Source organism: Bacillus sp. SB49 (assembly GCF_000469135.2).
Taxonomy (GTDB): domain Bacteria; phylum Bacillota; class Bacilli; order Bacillales; family Halobacillaceae; genus Halobacillus.
This window is the reverse complement of record NZ_CP048117.1, coordinates 403,675-420,000: the sequence shown is the minus strand read 5'-3', so window position 1 is coordinate 420,000 and position 16,326 is coordinate 403,675. Positions and strand designations below refer to the sequence as shown.

The window sequence follows — 16,326 nt, the reverse complement described above, 5'->3', positions numbered from 1 at the left end:
CTTGTCTGGATAGGGTTTGTGGAAATACGTCTCGGAAAGCTGCTTCGTCCATTGCTGCAATTCTTGATCGGTCATCATCAGCGGTCACACCTCCTCTGTCTTCTGCATACTTTATCATATCCATGAAAAAATCGAAACGGAAAGGAGCGACTTCCATGCCGTCCTGGTTGAAGAAACAAATGGCAGATGCTTTCTATAATAAGGATAAATATCAAATTAAAGTGCTGAATCAATGTTGGTACTACTACCAGCATCTATATAAATAAAAACAACTACCCGGCGAGCGCTCCCTCCCAGGTAGTTGTTCGTTTTCTTATTTTTGGACCATCGTCAAAGCGATTCTCTGCTTCTTCGCATCCACTTGTTCCACCCACACCGTCACGACATCCCCGACAGACACGACGTTCATCGGATGCTTGACGTAGGAGTTGGATAACTTGGAGATATGGACAAGCCCGTCCTGTTTCACTCCGATGTCTACGAAGGCACCGAAATCGACCACGTTACGGACGGTCCCTTCCAGTTCCATTCCCTGCTGCAAATCTTCCATAGAAAGAACATTCTTCTTAAGGATCGGCTTCTGTAAATCATCTCGCGGATCTCGCCCCGGTTGGACGAGAGACTTCAAAATGTCTTCCAATGTAAGTTTACCGATGCCGGATTCTAGAGAGAGCTCTCCTGTATCCAAACCTTTGACTGCTTCGGACAACTGCTCCGTCCCAATATCCTCTGTCCTGTATCCGATTCCGGCAATCAGCTGCCTTGTGGCCTTATAGCTCTCCGGGTGAATAGACGTTCTATCGAGAGGATCCTCTCCGTCCAGTATGCGGAGGAAGCCGATACTCTGCTCGAACGTCTTCGCTCCCAGCCTCGGAATATCCTTAAGCTCGGAACGCTTCGTGAACTTCCCAAGCTCCTCCCGCTTCTTCACGATGTTATTCGCTACGGTCTTACTCAGTCCGGATACATACTGCAGAAGGGAACCGGAGGCGGTGTTTACGTTTACCCCTACTTGGTTCACCGCCGTCTCTACGACGAAACCAAGGGAATCATTCAATTTCTTCTGACTCACATCATGCTGGTATTGACCGACACCTATCGACTTAGGATCGATTTTGACAAGCTCCGCCAACGGATCTTGGACGCGTCGTGCGATCGATACAGCACTTCTCTCTTCGACTTGAAAATCAGGAAACTCTTCCCTTGCCAGTTTAGAAGCGGAATAAACACTTGCGCCCGCTTCGTTGACGATCATATAAGCAGCATCAAGGTCATGCTTCTGGATCAGATCTGCAATGAACTGCTCCGTCTCCCTGGAAGCCGTCCCGTTTCCTATTGCCATCAACTCGACCCCGTATTGCTTAAGGAACTGAAGAACCTTCTTCTCTGCTCCTGCTGTATCGTTCCTCGGTGCCGTCGGATAGATCACCCCGATATCGAGCACTTTCCCCGTTTCATCCACAACAGCAAGCTTACACCCGGTCCGGAAGGCCGGATCGATGCCCAACACTACTTTCCCTTTTAACGGAGGTTGCAGCAGGAGGCTGCGCAGGTTGCTTGAGAACACTTCGATCGCCTGCTCCTCCGCCTGTTCCGACAGGGCATTACGGATTTCCCGCTCCACGGAAGGCTGGATCAGGCGTTTGTAACTGTCCTGAATGGCCGCAGCCAACAGCTCCCGCATCTTCCCTACCGTATTCCGGTGTATGACATTCCTCTCCAAGTACTGAAGGATCGCTTCTTCAGGAGGATGGATCGATACTTTCAATACCTCTTCTTTCTCGCCGCGGTTAAGCGCAAGAATTCGGTGGGAGACAATAGACCGTACAGGTTCCTGGTATTCATAGTACATCTCGAAGATACCCTTCTCGTCTTCTTCTGTCTTCTTGCCGGATGATTCGATCGTTCCCTTATCACGTGTCTGCTTGCGGACGCGCTCCCGGTAACCCGGATCTTCAGAAATCCATTCCGCGAGAATATCGTTCACTCCGGCTTCCACATCCTCCAGAGTAACAAGTTCCTTCTCCTCTGAAAGGAAGGCTTCCCCTTCCTTCTCAAAGTCCATGCGCTGCTTCTGCTCCCAAACCATCAAGGCGAGCGGTTCCAGCCCTTTCTCTTTAGCGACCGTGGCTCTCGTTCTTCTTTTCTGTTTATACGGCCTGTACAGATCTTCCACCCTCTGAAGCTGGGACGCCGACTCAATGTCCCGCTTCAATTCATCGGTTAACTTTCCCTGCTCTTCAATCAATCGGATGACTTCTTCTTTTCGCTGCATCAAATTCGTTACATAATTCCACTGATCCTCAACAGCTTTGATCTGTACTTCATCCAACCCGCCTGTCATTTCTTTTCGGTAACGGGCGATGAACGGAACCGTGTTTCCTTCATCTAATAATGCGATTACCTGCTTAATCGTTTTCTCATTCATTTTGGTTTGTTCGGCAACCAGTTTCGTTACTTCCGGCTGCACCATTACATCACTCAAAAAAAGACCTCCTTCAATGGCGTCTTCTTCATTGTATCAAATTACGCCGCTCCACACGCCACCGCCGCCGGAAAATATAGACAGGTACACAAAAACCCCTAGTCCCGCCACCATGGGATTCCAGGGGTTTAATCATATTCCATGACAATCAGTGTCGTATCGTCTTCCCGAAACTGTCCATACAGCTCTTGATAACGATGGGTAATCTGTTCCACACTTCTTGTTCTTGTCAATTCACTCGACAGCCGACGATCGTTGACGCCGTCTGAAAACATCAGGAAGAACATACCTTTCTCTGCTTTCCCGCGGGCTACCCGCAGTGTTCGGGGATATCCTGCCAAATAGCCGGCAAGCGGAATATTCCTGCTTCTCTTTCCATCCGCATCAATCGTAATGACACCGATGTTGCCGATCGAAGAATAAGAGTAGGTTCCTGTATGAAAGTCGATCCGGAGGATTCCAAGAACGACTCCGCGTTTGCCGACGAGTGCTTGATTACACTTTTTCACAAGCGCTTCAATTCCTAGATCAGGATTCCATTGAATAACCTTCATAACAGCATCCGCTGATTCCTTTGCCAACTCGCCGCTTCCTAATCCATCTGCAAGGGCGCAAAGGAAACCATCTTCCGTCTCTATATAGAAATAACTGTCTCCGCAGTGGTAATTGCCTTTTTTCGCTTTTTGAAAAACAGATAAATTCACGCGCTTACTCTCCTTTTCCACTAGAATACCTCTATGGATTCAGATTGCAAGGCTTCCCTCAACTTACGGAGTGCTCTTCTTTGCAGTCGGGAAACATGCATTTGTGATATTCCCAGTCGCTCTCCGGTGTCTTTCTGGCTCATGTTCTCAAAATACGTACACTGCAGTATTTCCTGCTCTCGTTCGCTCAGGATCGGGAGTATCTTCTCAAGCAGCATCTTTTGGTCGATGTTCGAATATCCATCATCCTGATTCCCGATTAAATCGAGAATGGTAACGGTACTCCCGTCGGAATCGGCTTCGATCTTCCTGTCGACGGACAAGGCTTTGTAGCTTTTGCCCATTTCCATCGTTTCCAGTACATCTTCCTCCGAAACTTCCAGATAATCAGCGATTTCCAACACAGAAGGAGAACGCTGCAGCATATTCGTCAATTCTTCGGCCGCTTTCTTAATCTTCGGGCCGAGTTCCTTGATCCGCCTCGGTACATGGACACTCCATGTCTTATCGCGGATGAACCGTTTGATTTCACCGATGATGGTCGGAATCGCAAAGGATTCAAAAGACTTTCCGAATTCCGGGTCGTACCTGCGGATGGCAGCTAGCAGACCCAGCATGCCCACCTGCACCAAATCTTCGTGGATCGTACTGTTCTTGGAATACTTCCGAGCGATGGATTCGACCAGGTCTTTATAAACAAGAACGATTTTCTCCTGTATTACCTCATCACGCGGGTGTTCTTGTAAATGTGCTATCCATTCATATACTTCTTCATTGTGGTGTTGTGATTTGGTCGCCATCTTGACCCACCCCAGTTTCATGGAGGTATTTCGTCATTAAGACGATGACTCCATATTTACTGTTGATTTCAACTTTGTCCATCAATGCATCGATGAGGAACAGGCCGAAACCACCTTCGCGGAGCTCTTCAATATCATCATCCTGCTTGTACGGGCCGATGTCTTCTTTCACCTCGCCCAAATCAAAGCTTCCACCGTGATCTGCCACCATGACTTCCAAGCGGTCCTGATATACTCCAAAGCCGATCGTAATTTCGCCTTCGCCCGTTTCTTTATACGCATGCTTGACGGCATTCGTAATGGCTTCTGATATCGCCACCTTCAAATCCTCGATATCTTCGTAGGAAAAACCCATACGGTTGGCGATCCCTGACGTACTCAGACGAACAACCCCGATGTATTCTGCTTTGGCTGGTACTTTCACTTCGACAAAATCAAATGGTTCCATTATTACATTCCACCTTGCACTGTAGAATCAATCGTCATGATTTCGGTTAAGCCGGTGATTTTAAACAGACGATATACCCGGTCCTGCATATGGATAAGTCTCATTTCCGTTCCATGTTCCTTCGTGGACTTCAGAGCACTGATGAACACACCGAGACCTGTAGAATCCATATAGCTGACACTTCCAAAATCCACTTCGAGTACCTGACCTTGTTCTTTCGTCAAAGGAAGCAGCGTTTCCTTCAATTTAGGAGCGGTGAATGCATCTACCTCTCCGGATAAAACAACGGTCGTAACACTTTCTTTATTCGTAACATCTATAGTTAAGTTCATACCATTTACCCTCCTAAGATCCTAAAAAAGTCAATCACATCGATAGTACCCGTCCCAACAGGCCGTTAAACATTACGGCGCAGGATAATCAAAGTGAAATCATCGCGAAGCTGGAAGTCCTGCAAACGCTCGAAATGCTTGTACACATGGTCTACAATCCCTTGAGCAGGCAGGTGTGCGTACTGTTTGATGACGTGGAGAACTTCTTCCTGTTCGATGAACCGCTCCCCCTGACGGCATTCGGTCACACCATCTGTCAGAAGAATGATCATGTCTCCCTTTTCCACTTTCTTTTCATATTGCGTGTAAGTGACATCCGGTGAAACGCCGAGCACCAGGCCGGGAACGTCAATTTCCTCAAATTCGTCCCTGTCACTATGGTAATAGAAACCCGGTTCGTGACCGGCAGAGGAATAAGAGAAAGTGTGATCGTTGGTATCGTATAATCCGTAGAACATCGTAATGAACATGCTCGCATCGACGTTGCGTTCCACGACGCGGTTCAGGCTCCCAAGAATGACGCTCGGGTCCGTCCTCATTTCAGGAAAACTGTCCATCGAATATTTGATCATCGACATACACAAGGCCGCCGGGACCCCTTTACCGATGACATCAGCGATAGCAATTCCTAGACTCCCTTTTTCGTCATCCACGAAGTGATGATAATCTCCGTTCATCTGCTTGGCCGGAACGCTCAGGGCTCCGACCTCTACTTCAGCAAGCTCCGGCTTAACTGTCGAAAGCAGCGTCTTCTGCATATTGGCAGCTACCGATATCTCTGATTTCAGCTCCAGCTGCTTTTCCCTGAGAGACTGATACTCCTGATAGGCAAGACCGTAGGAGATCATCGTTTCCAAAAGGAAGTTCATCGAAGATTGAATATACTCGGGCATATCCGGGTATATTTCTTGTAACGACTGAATGTGGACATTGATGATTTCTTCCGGTGAAATATTCTGCTGCATCGAATGCTTACTGAACTGCTCTGCCTGATACAGAGCCTGCTCATCTTTCGTCTTAATATACTCCTGCAAAAGTTCCTTATAATTCTCCAAATCGAGCTTCAATGTACTCATCAGTTATACCTCCTCTAACGGAGCCATTTAACAACTCTTATTTCCGTACCTTCCCCTTCTTCCGAAACGATATCGAAATCGTCCATCAATCGTTTCACTCCGGGCAATCCGGCACCAAGCCCTCCGGAAGTCGTAAAGCCGTCTTCCATCACCTGGCTGATATCTTTAATTCCGGGACCGCTGTCCATCGCAACAATCCTGATTCCTTTTTTGTTCATATCTTCCATCACTTCAAAACATACTTTCCCCGTTCCAGCATATAAGTATATGTTCCTTGCCAGTTCAGATATGGCAGTGGCAATCCGCGCTTGATCAACGGTGCCGAAACCGATTTTCCTGGAAATGTCCCGGCCCAGTTGTCGTGCCCCGACGATGTCCCACTCCTTTTTTATATTGACACAGGATTGGAAGTCCATACTCACTCCTCCAATTCCTGGCGAAGTTTAATCAGCCCTTGTTCTAAGTCTAATGCTGTAGGAACGTCTTGGAGATGGATACCCAAGTCTATCAGAGTCATGGCAACAGCCGGTTGGATACCTGTCAGTACGACCTTGGCACCCATCAAGTCGGACATGGTCACCACATCGCCGAGTACTTTGGCAATAAAGGAATCAATGATGTCCACAGACGTCAAATCGATGACGACCCCTGTCGCACCACTTTCATGGATCTTACTGAGCAAGTCTTCTTGAAACTGGATAGCTGTCTGATCATCCAAATCGATCTGGATAGAGATCAACAGATAATTATGAAGCTTCAGAATCGGTATTCTCACTGTTCTCACTCCTTATCTAGCGAATCAATCAATTTCTCAATATCCTCGTAGGTGTTTTGTGTATCTTCGATCCGGCGATTCGTTAATTCGAGCGCTGTTTGAAAACCTTTTCTCAAGGAGCTCTTCGTAGGGAACTTCCCTAAATCGATACCAAGATTGACGATGGTCTGGGCAATTTCCGGACGTATCCCTACCAATATGCAGCGGGAACCGATAAGACGGACCGCTTCTGCCGCCTGGATGATGTGGTGGGCAACCATTGTATCGACGACCGGAACTCCGGTAATGTCGATCAGCACGACTTCCGCATTGTGCTTGATGACCCCGTCCAGCAGGTTCTCCATAATGAGCTTGGCACGTTCTGTGTCGATCGTTCCGATAAGCGGCATGATCGTAATGTTTTCCATGACAGGAATGAGCGGAGCTGAAAGTTCCTGAAGAGCGACACGTTGAAGGGAAACGATGTGTTCCCAGCTCCCGGAATACTCATTAACAAGGCGGTTGATGATCGGATCCACCCAACCGTCCACTTCCTTCAGTACCCTGGAGAAATAATCCGAGTCTATTTGATCCGACTGGTTCAGGATGAAGCCGGTCACCACGCGGCGGAATACCTGCATCCCATCTGTCAGATAGCTCAGCGGCCAGCCTAAGTTAATCAGCCGCTCCGAGAAATCGTCCAAATCGGAGGACAACCCCTGTTTTTCAATGCTGGAGAAAATGACATTGACGAATTCCCTGTTTGTACTTTCGAACATTTCGTCGGAAATCGTCGACGTATAGTCGTTCTGCTTATGTGCATTCACTTCTTCCAACCACATTTTTACTATGTCATCACTATACTCGATTACTACGTTCTTCAATCGTTCGTCCATTTTTTCAAACCTCCGCCTGTATTACCCTTCTATAATTCCGTTCTAATAATATTTGAATATAATATTAACAAAAATAAGCGAATTATCATACCTTCACGCATTAAAAAATCACGCCATCATCATTACCCTTATAAATCTTATTATAAACTATAAACGTAAAAAAAAATAAAGTTACCTTTATCCAGGCAACTTTATTATGGAATAGCTTAGACGGATCAGAAATCGATCAAACCGAGACTGATCTGCAAGGATTTGTTCACTTGCTGCATCATCGGTTCATCCAGTTGAGTAATCTTGTCGGTCAAACGCTGTTTATCAATCGTTCTGATTTGTTCCAATAGGATCACAGAGTTTCGTTCGAACCCGTATTTTTCTGCGTTAATTTCTACGTGTGTAGGGAGTTTGGCTTTTTGTATTTGCGCAGTAATCGCGGCGACGATTACCGTAGGGCTAAAACGATTACCAATATCATTTTGGAGGATGAGTACAGGACGAACCCCGCCTTGTTCGGATCCCACGACCGGGGACAAATCAGCGAAATAAACGTCTCCTCGTTTGACTATCACCGGCTTCACACCCCGCTCACTAATTGCTCCAGGGTGTGGTCTGCCTCCTCTTCAGCTTGGAACGCTTCTGAAGCGATGTTGAGATTGATTTTCGCCATTTCCATGTAGCCTCTACGCATGGATTCTCTTATATGACGCTGTTTCTTTTCACGCAAATACATTTTCGTTGCTTGACACATGAAATCGCTCCGATCACTGTTTTCGAGTTGAATGAAGCCATCCACTTCATTGAGTAGGTTATCCGGAATCCGGATGACAATCTCCTGCATGCTATCGGACAAAACCATACACCTCCACCATCTTCTCTCAAAAGAAACCAGTCAATTAGTCCACTCTAATCTTATCAAACGGGAGTGTCCATTGCAAAGGAGTGTTGGAATTTTTTCGTGAATCATGGAACCTGTTATCCTTACATAGGGAGAATTGTCCAATCCGCGTCAGAGAGCGTTTTTGACATCTACGATCCTGCCATCTTTCACGTACACACGCGGTACCCGGCTGCCGATCATACAAGGCACCTCGTAATTGATGGTATCCAACCTGGCGGCTATGTCATCTGCGGAGATCTCCTGATCCTCCTGTTTACCAATTAAGGTAACCTTTGTCCCTATAGGATATTCCTGATCCAGCCGAATCATGAGTTGATCCATGCAAATTCTTCCGACAATCGGATGGCGCTTTCCGTCAACCAGCACGTCCATCCCCTGCAATTTCCTCGTCCAGCCGTCCGCGTAACCGATCGGTACGGTGCCGATCCACTCGGTTTCCTGCGCCTTATACGTGGCACCATAACTGACTGCTTCACCGGCTTCCAATTGTTTCACGTGAATCAATTGACTATGCAGCGACATCGCGGGCTGCAAATCAATCGGACGTTCCCGCTTCACATCCTGCGACGGATATAAACCGTACATGCTGATACCAAAACGGACAAAATGGGCCGTTTTTTCCGGAAAGCGCATGCTCGCTGCGCTGTTACTCGTATGAATTTCGACATTTTCCTGCCATTTTCCTTCAAAATGAGCGAACAATTCATCAAAGCGGCGCTGCTGCTCCTCCAAGTATGTCGTATCTGCTTCATCAGCTGTCGCAAAATGGGTGAAAAGCGCTTCTAATTGGAAGTTCGGCTGCTCATCGATATAAGGAAGGATTTCATCCAGCTCGGCTTCGGATCGTACTCCGATCCGCCCCATCCCTGTGTCCAACTTCAAATGTATACGGAGCGGCCGTTCCAATGCCTGCTCTCCAGCCTGATCCAGCCACTCCCGCTGAAATACGGTGACGGCGATATCATGGACGGCTGCCAGTGCCGCATCTTCCGGACGAATCCAGCCCATGACGAGCAGCGGGGCTGTCACACCCGCTTCTCTTAGTTTCAACGCTTCATCCAGGATCGCAACGGCAAGTCCTTCCGCTCCTGCTTCCAAGGCAGCCTCTGCCACCTGGATATCTCCGTGTCCGTATGCGTCCGCCTTGACAACCGCATAGATTTTCTTTGAAGAGCCGAGACGCTCCTTCAATTGATGGATATTCTGTGCAATATGGTTCAGATTCACTTCTACGTAAGTATCTCGATAGTAACTCATTGGCAAAACGTCCGCTCCTCTGCAACTAATGTATCTTCCTATTATTGAATGATTGCCGGGGACTGTCAAATCGCATAAGGGGGAATCTTTAGAGGTACGGAAAATAAAAATAAAGCAGACCGTTAAGCCTGCTCCAACCAGCGACTATTTCACCATGTCTCCATTATAGATGGAGCTTGCTACCGAAATCATTTCATCCTTCGTCAATTCATTGCTGGCAAGCTGATACGTGGTTCCGTCCTGCGTCCATTCCAGACGGTTATTCTCCATCGCACCGATCACGCCGCCTTCAAGCTGAACCGGGTCACCGTTCACCTGTACGGAGAATAATGCGCTTGCGGCTTCCACCTCTGCTTTCTCCTGGACAAGCGTAAAATTCTTCTCGCCGGCATAGCTCATAATGATCCGCTTGCCGTCATCTGTTTTGACTTCCTGCTCTTCTGCAAGTTCTGCACCGAATGTCTCTTCCGGATACAGCACTTCTTCAAGCTCTTGTCCTTCCATGTTCGCAACAGGTGCTTCCGTCGGTGCCATCGCCATATTCTTATCTACATCAAAGTCCTCTTTCTTCAAGGAATCATCTTTGGCGAAATTGGCGAATTGGACTTCCACCAGTGCGTTCATATCCTGATCAAATACTTGAACCATGACGGGCTGGTAAGACTTTTTGTCGAAGAAGATCTTCTGATAAGGGAGAGTCTTATTGTTTTGGTAGTTGGTCTTCGTCTTGAATTCATAATATTTATCCGACGTCGTGAATTCGGCATCATCATCTGCCTTGATGTCATTCAACAAAGACGCATATAAATAAGGCTGGCTCGTGTTCTGCGGCCATTCACTCTGGAACTTGAAGCTCTTGTTCAAGGCAGGTGTCAACACATAAACGCCGCTGTCATTCTTCAGGATGATCTGGCTTCCCTTCTCATCCTTGTCGCTGTTCAATTTCACCCGATAGAAATCATCTTTCTTATGCCACACTTGAATATGGTATTTCTGCTCTGCCTTGCCGGTTTTCATCTTCATGTTTGCTTCGGTCTTATAGCCTGCCATTTCCTCCGACTGCTTCTCCAGCTTCTTGACAACATCCTCTTTAGACTGGGTGCCGCAAGCTGCCAGTGTACCTAAGACGAACAAACTGAATAGTAGAATCAGAAAACGTCTTTGCATAAGACACAACTCCTTTGTCTCTACTTAAGGACAAAGGGAACGAAATCATGAGAATGTACGAAACGTTCGGGACAATCCTTCAATGACATCCGTCGCAAGCAAATCGACATTCGATCGATCTGATTCCACAAGAAGGTCTGCTGTCCGGCCGTGAACAAAACAGCCGTCGCAGACGGCATCCAGCACATCCGCCCCCTGCATGATCATAGCAAGCAGGATTCCGGACAAGACATCACCACTGCCGCCTTTAGCAAGACCCACATTACCGGAAGTATCGACACGCTGCCGCCCGTCCGGTGACGTAATGATAGTAGAAGGGCCTTTCAGAACAAGATAGACGCCGTATTTTTCTGCGAATGCACGTGTAAGAGAAAAGGTAGATTGCAGCACTTCTTTTACAGACAGACCAAGTAAATGCGCAAATTCTCCTGGATGTGGAGTCAGTATCGTCGGGTACTGCCGGCTTCCTACCGCTTCAAGAAAAGCTTTGGCATGGTACAAACCGTCCGCATCCAGAAGCAGAGGAGCTTCCGCATGCCGGATGATTTCACCTACGAGAGATTCTTTGGAATCCTCCCTGCCAAGCCCCATGCCGACAGCAATGCCATCATATCCTTCCAGATTATCTTGGACTTGTCCACGGAACAAGTCTACGAATGTCGCCTCTTGGATGAAAGAGGCAATGGCTGGAACGGCTTCTTTTTCGGTACCGACAGCTACCAACCCCGCTCCGCTGCGCAGAGCAGCTCTTGCCGACATGGCTATTGAACCCGGCATGAGCGCAGATCCTCCGATGACCAACCCTTTTCCATGTGTTCCCTTATGTGCATGAGCATCCCGTTTCGGCAGCGTCTCTTGAACTTCCTGCTCCCTCCACCATCTACGCCGGACATCCGGAAGCAGCGGTTTTGGAAGACCGATTTCGACGACAGACCATTCGCCATAGAACGGCTGGGTCTGCTGCAGGAACGCACTAAGCTTCGGCGCTTCGATGATGGACGTATAGTGAGCCCGGTACCCGTCGAATTCCTCGTCCGTTTCACCAGCGGGGACTCCAGTAGGAATATCCACTGCCAATCGCAGGACGTCTGCTTCGTTACAGAGGTGGATGATCGAGGCGATCGGCTCTTTCAACCGCCCTTTGACCCCTATACCGAGAATCGCATCCATGCAGATATCCGATTCCTCCAGCAGAGCTGCGATCGCAGCCGTTTCCGGACAGACCGTACACCTGTATCCGGACGCCTCGAACAACCGTTTATGTTCCAAAGCGTCGCCACGGATCTTATCATCCGGCACCACCTGCACGACCTCCGTCTGACAGCCCAGGTTCATCAACGTCCGGGCAATGACGAAACCGTCTCCCCCGTTGTTTCCACCTCCGATTAAGACGACAACCTTCTGGTGAGGTTCGATCCGTTTCAGAAAGTCATAAGCGACGGCACGTCCTGCATTCTCCATCAACAGTCTGCCGTCTATTCCCGCTTCCATCGCCAACCGATCCCGTTCGTACATTTCATGTGCGGTCACAATATCCAATTCGTTCCCTCCTACCCGCATTACAATGTTATGAGACAACCTATGTAATTATGTCTTATGCCTATACCTCACGTGTTCCTTTCCAAAACCACCTGAGCAATGGCGTGCTGACTGCTGTGGCTGATCGACACCCAGATCTTCAAGTGCTCCATTCCCCGAACCGATGCTTGAGGAGCCCCCGTCTCAGCCGAAGAAATTTCTATATCTTGAAAGCCTGTTTTTCCGATTCCCGTTCCCAGTGCCTTCGCACAGGCCTCCTTGGCAGCAAAGCGGCCGGCAAGAAATTCGACGCGTCTTCCTTCATTCAGCATTTCGTATCGCTGATATTCGTTTTCCGTCAATATTCTTTGAACAAAACGGGGATTTCGCTTTATACTTTGATTAATACGATCCAACTCAATGATGTCTATTCCAATTCCTTCTATCATGCCTGCATCTTCCTTTATCTTCATTCTAAACACAGTATACCCGATGATGAGGGAGATAAAAAAAGAATACGAAGTACCCTATATGACTACATTGACAATAAGAAGGTCTTTAAAAGGAGACGAATCGAATGTTTGTACGTACAGAAAGCTTTAAGGAATTTCTGAAATTCTACCCTGTCATATCATTTCTAGTCGGACTCCATCTCGTCCTATGGTTACTGATGGACTTCCTGCAGCTGGGATTCGCTCAAGAGTGGAAAGCCTGGGGGATGGGAGTGAACGTCTTCGTTCTTAACGGAGAATACTGGCGGCTGGTGACACCGATCTTTCTTCACGCCGGCTTCGCTCACGCATTGTTCAATTCCTTTTCTCTCGTCCTCTTCGGCCCTGCGCTGGAGCAGATGCTCGGGAAGGTGAAATTTATCGCTCTCTACCTTTTCGCGGGTATCGCCGGGAATGTCGGAACGTTCATCGTTGATCCTTCCGCCTACTACGCCCACCTTGGTGCGTCAGGAGCGATTTTCGGGATATTCGGGGTCTATATCTTCATGGTCTGGAACCGAAAACACTTGATCGATCAAGCCAACTCTCAAATTATCGGTGTCATTGTGGCATTAGGTTTGTTTATGACCTTCGTCCGACCGAACATTAACATTCTCGGCCACCTCTTCGGATTGATCGGCGGATTCGCCATCGCTCCTGTCGTTCTCCGGAATGCCCGCCCCTTCTCCATCTGGCAGGTAAGGCGCAGCACGAAACGGAACGACGGCGACATTCATTTCGATCCGGACCGCTGGCGCAAAAAGAAATTCAGCAGCAGGCAGACAGGGAAATATATCGTGGGGGGAATCATCCTGTTCCTCGTCCTCATAGCCCTGCTGAACAGATAAAAAAAAACGATCAGCACCTCTCTCAAGAGGGCTGATCGTTTTTTTATCAGCTGCGGCCTTTACTTTGGAAGCTGCGCTGTTTTCCGCCTTTACCGTTGAAGTTACGGTTGCGGGATTTATTCTTACTGTTGAAGTTACGGTTACCGCCACCACGGTAGCCGCCCTTCTTCTTGCTCTTATCACGCTGGGCGTTCTTCACGCTGATCGGTTGAACATGAGATAGACGAACCGGAACTTCACTGCGTTCTTTCGTCATCATCTTCAGTGCTGCAGCGATCAGGTCTGTGGAATCATGCTGTTGAAGCAGCTCATCCGCCGCCTGCTTGTAATTCTTCAGATCATTCTTCTCGATCATTTCCAGAAGCTTCTCGACCGCAACTTTCTGCTGCCCACGCGCTGCTTCTTCAGAAGAAGGAACTTTCAAACGTTCTACTTTCTTCTTCGTGATCTTTTCGATCAAGTGCAGTTGGTCTTTCTCTCTCGGTGTGACGAAAGAAATTGATTTACCTTTACGACCAGCACGTCCTGTACGGCCGATACGGTGAACATAGCTTTCCGGATCTTGCGGAATATCGAAGTTGTACACGTGAGTTACATCGGAAATATCCAGACCACGTGCTGCTACGTCTGTCGCCACAAGGATTTCAATACGTCCGCGCTTGAACTTGTTCAATGTGGACATACGCTTTCCTTGAGTCAAATCTCCGTGGATTCCTTCTGCACTGAAGCCGCGTGCCTGAAGACCGTCAGCAACTTCGTCAACACGGCGTTTCGTACGGCCGAAGACGATTGCCAAAGAAGGATCATGGATATCAAGAAGACGAGTCAAAGTATCGAACTTATGCTTCTCCGGAATTTCCACGAAGAACTGCTCGATGTTTTCCACAGTCATTTCTTTTGCTTTAACTTTTACTTCTTCCGGGCTGTTCATCAGCGTTGTCGCGATATCACGAATCTCTTTCGGCATAGTTGCGGAGAACAGAAGCGTTTGGCGTTCTTCCGGAAGGGCCTTAAGAATGTCACGGATATCATCGATGAAGCCCATGTTCAGCATTTCGTCCGCTTCATCAAGAACCGCTGTGTGAACACTTTCCAATTTAATCGTTTTACGACGGATGTGGTCAAGTAGACGACCAGGTGTCGCAACGACGATGTGGTTGTTCTTCAGGGCGCGGATTTGGCGTTCCATGTTGGACCCACCGTAAATCGGAAGGACACGGACACCTTTCCCTTTACCTAGTCGGTTCAATTCCTCTGCTACCTGAATAGCCAGTTCCCTTGTCGGGGCGATGACAAGACCTTGAACGGCTTTCACCTGTTTGTTGATTTTCTCCAGCATCGGAATACCGAATGCCGCCGTCTTCCCCGTACCTGTCTGCGCTTGGCCAATAACGTCTTTCCCTTCAAGTCCTAGAGGGATGGTCTGTTCTTGGATTGGTGTGGTTTCTTCAAATCCCATCACATCTAATGATTTTAGAATGGGGTTTGATAATCCTAGTGATTGAAATGTTGTCACAGTAATTTCATACTCCTTTGTTTTTAAATCTTCTACCTATATACATGTAAAAAAAGCCTTCTGCCACAGGAAACGGGAGAGGCTTCTCTGGTATCTGCCTGATAGATTCATTCATCATAACATATATAACATCATTAATTCTACACATTTCCGCTGTGCTTTTCAAACCCAATAATGATAAAATTAGTAAAAATCGATGTGTTATGAAGGAGGATTCGCTTGAATAAACCTCCGTTTCATCCTTATTTAATTGTATTCATCGGTGTTATTTCCATTTCCACTTCCGCCATATTCGTAAAGGCGGCGGGTGATGCCCCCGCATCGATCATCGCTTTTTACCGACTGCTGATGGCCGTATCCATCATGGCCCCTTATGTAGTATGGAAACATATAGATGAAATCAAACACCTTCACGTGAAAGAATGGCTTTTGACGACTATTTCCGGTATTTTCCTTGCCTTCCACTTCATTTTCTGGTTCGAATCACTGAACTATACCAGTGTGGCAAGCTCCGTCGTCCTCGTATCCCTGCAGCCTGTCTTCGCCTTTCTCGGTACCTTCCTTTTCTTCAAAGAGAGGTTTACGACCGGAGCGGTGATGAGCTTGATCATCACCATCACAGGAAGCGCTATCATCGGGTGGGGGGACTGGCAGCTGAGTGGACAGGCACTGTACGGCGATTCGCTGGCACTCCTCGGAGCGGTGATGGTGACTGGGTACTTTCTGCTCGGCCAGAAATTGAGACAGAGGCTTTCTTTAATGGCCTATACCTTCATCGTGTACGGAACGGCTGCCGCTACATTATTCCTTTATAATACGGCCTTCTCTTTTCCCTTCACCGGGTACGACGGTCGGCAGTGGACGGTTTTCTTATGTCTCGCCATCATCCCAACGTTCTTCGGGCATACCTTGTTCAATTGGACAATCCGCTGGCTCAGCGCCGCAACCATATCCATGGCTGTCTTATTAGAGCCGGTCGGCGCGGCGGTTCTTGCTTATTTCTTCCTTGGAGAACTTATAACTTGGTCTCAGTTCCTCGGAGGCAGCATCGTCCTCTTCGGGTTAATGTTGTTCCTACTCAGCACGACCATTACGTATTCCAAGCGCATCAAACATAAGACTGGAAAAAGCTGACCTTT

20 protein-coding genes (1 of these 20 only partly in view) are annotated in these 16,326 nt (G+C 47.9%); 3 read left to right on the top strand and 17 right to left on the bottom strand.

The annotated features are described in order from the left end of the window. Window positions 1-78, bottom strand: the start of a protein-coding gene (locus M662_RS02230; protein WP_008640233.1) for a SprT family protein. It extends 366 nt beyond the left edge of the window; the window shows 78 of its 444 coding nt (coding positions 1-78); the start codon lies at window positions 76-78; the stop codon falls past the left edge of the window. 77 nt (window positions 79-155) lie between these two features. Here M662_RS02230 and cmpA point away from each other — a divergent pair, with 77 nt between their 5' ends. Further along, window positions 156-266: a cortex morphogenetic protein CmpA gene (cmpA, locus tag M662_RS02225; protein WP_008640235.1), complete on the top strand. Its 111-nt coding sequence runs from the start codon at window positions 156-158 to the stop codon at window positions 264-266. Window positions 267-313: 47 nt separating this feature from the next. Here cmpA and M662_RS02220 read toward each other — a convergent pair whose 3' ends face one another. From M662_RS02220 to acpS, 15 genes are all read right to left on the bottom strand, one after another. Further along, the gene (locus M662_RS02220) at window positions 314-2,473 is read right to left on the bottom strand and encodes a Tex family protein (RefSeq protein ID WP_035387936.1); all 2,160 of its coding nucleotides are present in this window, start codon (window positions 2,471-2,473) and stop codon (window positions 314-316) included. Window positions 2,474-2,613: 140 nt separating this feature from the next. Continuing rightward, a complete protein-coding gene (locus M662_RS02215) occupies window positions 2,614-3,189 on the bottom strand; it encodes a SpoIIE family protein phosphatase (protein WP_026576973.1) in 576 nt (191 codons plus the stop codon). Window positions 3,190-3,209: 20 nt separating this feature from the next. Continuing rightward, window positions 3,210-3,989 carry an RNA polymerase sigma factor SigB gene (sigB, locus tag M662_RS02210; protein ID WP_026576974.1) on the bottom strand — a complete coding sequence of 260 codons (780 nt, stop codon included), beginning with the start codon at window positions 3,987-3,989 and terminating at the stop codon, window positions 3,210-3,212. Next, window positions 3,961-4,437, bottom strand: a complete 477-nt coding sequence (gene rsbW / locus M662_RS02205) for an anti-sigma B factor RsbW (RefSeq protein ID WP_008632948.1) — start codon at window positions 4,435-4,437, stop codon at window positions 3,961-3,963. The genes sigB and rsbW overlap by 29 nt, the downstream gene beginning before the upstream one ends. A gap of 2 nt (window positions 4,438-4,439) precedes the next feature. Then, complete coding sequence (locus tag M662_RS02200; protein WP_008632949.1) at window positions 4,440-4,769, bottom strand: STAS domain-containing protein; 330 nt, start codon at window positions 4,767-4,769, stop codon at window positions 4,440-4,442. A 65-nt stretch (window positions 4,770-4,834) separates the two neighbouring features. Further along, the gene (locus M662_RS02195; RefSeq protein ID WP_026576975.1) at window positions 4,835-5,845 is read right to left on the bottom strand and encodes a PP2C family protein-serine/threonine phosphatase; all 1,011 of its coding nucleotides are present in this window, start codon (window positions 5,843-5,845) and stop codon (window positions 4,835-4,837) included. Between the two features lie 14 nt (window positions 5,846-5,859). Next, window positions 5,860-6,261, bottom strand: a complete 402-nt coding sequence (locus M662_RS02190) for an anti-sigma regulatory factor (RefSeq protein WP_008632951.1) — start codon at window positions 6,259-6,261, stop codon at window positions 5,860-5,862. A gap of 2 nt (window positions 6,262-6,263) precedes the next feature. Beyond that, entirely contained in the window at window positions 6,264-6,629 is a 366-nt protein-coding gene (locus tag M662_RS02185) for an STAS domain-containing protein (RefSeq protein WP_193743854.1), read from the bottom strand. Next, window positions 6,626-7,495: an RsbT co-antagonist protein RsbRA gene (locus tag M662_RS02180; RefSeq protein WP_008632960.1), complete on the bottom strand. Its 870-nt coding sequence runs from the start codon at window positions 7,493-7,495 to the stop codon at window positions 6,626-6,628. The genes M662_RS02185 and M662_RS02180 overlap by 4 nt, the downstream gene beginning before the upstream one ends. Window positions 7,496-7,710: 215 nt before the next feature. Continuing rightward, window positions 7,711-8,061, bottom strand: a complete 351-nt coding sequence (locus tag M662_RS02175) for a type II toxin-antitoxin system PemK/MazF family toxin (RefSeq protein ID WP_008632962.1) — start codon at window positions 8,059-8,061, stop codon at window positions 7,711-7,713. A gap of 5 nt (window positions 8,062-8,066) precedes the next feature. After that, on the bottom strand, window positions 8,067-8,348 hold the full coding sequence (locus M662_RS02170) for a CopG family ribbon-helix-helix protein (protein ID WP_026576976.1): 282 nt from the start codon (window positions 8,346-8,348) through the stop codon (window positions 8,067-8,069). A gap of 150 nt (window positions 8,349-8,498) precedes the next feature. Then, window positions 8,499-9,647, bottom strand: a complete 1,149-nt coding sequence (gene alr, locus M662_RS02165; protein ID WP_008632967.1) for an alanine racemase — start codon at window positions 9,645-9,647, stop codon at window positions 8,499-8,501. Between the two features lie 144 nt (window positions 9,648-9,791). Further along, on the bottom strand, window positions 9,792-10,814 hold the full coding sequence (locus tag M662_RS02160) for a LolA family protein (protein WP_008632968.1): 1,023 nt from the start codon (window positions 10,812-10,814) through the stop codon (window positions 9,792-9,794). 45 nt (window positions 10,815-10,859) lie between these two features. Further along, a complete protein-coding gene (locus tag M662_RS02155; protein WP_328700186.1) occupies window positions 10,860-12,344 on the bottom strand; it encodes an NAD(P)H-hydrate dehydratase in 1,485 nt (494 codons plus the stop codon). Between the two features lie 77 nt (window positions 12,345-12,421). Then, window positions 12,422-12,781: a holo-ACP synthase gene (gene acpS / locus M662_RS02150; protein WP_026576978.1), complete on the bottom strand. Its 360-nt coding sequence runs from the start codon at window positions 12,779-12,781 to the stop codon at window positions 12,422-12,424. Window positions 12,782-12,909: 128 nt separating this feature from the next. Between acpS and M662_RS02145 the strand changes: the two genes are divergently transcribed. After that, window positions 12,910-13,671 (top strand): rhomboid family intramembrane serine protease, encoded by a 762-nt coding sequence (locus tag M662_RS02145; protein WP_008632974.1) that lies wholly within the window; start codon window positions 12,910-12,912, stop codon window positions 13,669-13,671. Between the two features lie 46 nt (window positions 13,672-13,717). Here M662_RS02145 and M662_RS02140 read toward each other — a convergent pair whose 3' ends face one another. Next, window positions 13,718-15,187, bottom strand: coding sequence for a degradosome RNA helicase CshA (locus M662_RS02140; protein ID WP_026576979.1), 1,470 nt, complete (start codon window positions 15,185-15,187; stop codon window positions 13,718-13,720). 219 nt (window positions 15,188-15,406) lie between these two features. Between M662_RS02140 and M662_RS02135 the strand changes: the two genes are divergently transcribed. Next, window positions 15,407-16,321, top strand: a complete 915-nt coding sequence (locus M662_RS02135) for a DMT family transporter (RefSeq protein WP_026576980.1) — start codon at window positions 15,407-15,409, stop codon at window positions 16,319-16,321. The last annotated feature ends 5 nt before the right edge of the window (window positions 16,322-16,326 follow it).

Coding starts and splice junctions, on each gene's coding strand:
- alr (WP_008632967.1), bottom strand. CDS start 9,647: ATGAGTTACTATCGAGATACTTACGTAGAAGTGAATCTGAACCATATT.
- M662_RS02195 (WP_026576975.1), bottom strand. CDS start 5,845: ATGAGTACATTGAAGCTCGATTTGGAGAATTATAAGGAACTTTTGCAG.
- rsbW (WP_008632948.1), bottom strand. CDS start 4,437: ATGGAACCATTTGATTTTGTCGAAGTGAAAGTACCAGCCAAAGCAGAA.
- M662_RS02170 (WP_026576976.1), bottom strand. CDS start 8,348: ATGGTTTTGTCCGATAGCATGCAGGAGATTGTCATCCGGATTCCGGAT.
- cmpA (WP_008640235.1), top strand. CDS start 156: ATGCCGTCCTGGTTGAAGAAACAAATGGCAGATGCTTTCTATAATAAG.
- acpS (WP_026576978.1), bottom strand. CDS start 12,781: ATGATAGAAGGAATTGGAATAGACATCATTGAGTTGGATCGTATTAAT.
- M662_RS02220 (WP_035387936.1), bottom strand. CDS start 2,473: ATGGTGCAGCCGGAAGTAACGAAACTGGTTGCCGAACAAACCAAAATG.
- M662_RS02145 (WP_008632974.1), top strand. CDS start 12,910: ATGTTTGTACGTACAGAAAGCTTTAAGGAATTTCTGAAATTCTACCCT.
- M662_RS02190 (WP_008632951.1), bottom strand. CDS start 6,261: ATGGACTTCCAATCCTGTGTCAATATAAAAAAGGAGTGGGACATCGTC.
- M662_RS02160 (WP_008632968.1), bottom strand. CDS start 10,814: ATGCAAAGACGTTTTCTGATTCTACTATTCAGTTTGTTCGTCTTAGGT.
- M662_RS02180 (WP_008632960.1), bottom strand. CDS start 7,495: ATGGACGAACGATTGAAGAACGTAGTAATCGAGTATAGTGATGACATA.
- M662_RS02200 (WP_008632949.1), bottom strand. CDS start 4,769: ATGAACTTAACTATAGATGTTACGAATAAAGAAAGTGTTACGACCGTT.
- sigB (WP_026576974.1), bottom strand. CDS start 3,989: ATGGCGACCAAATCACAACACCACAATGAAGAAGTATATGAATGGATA.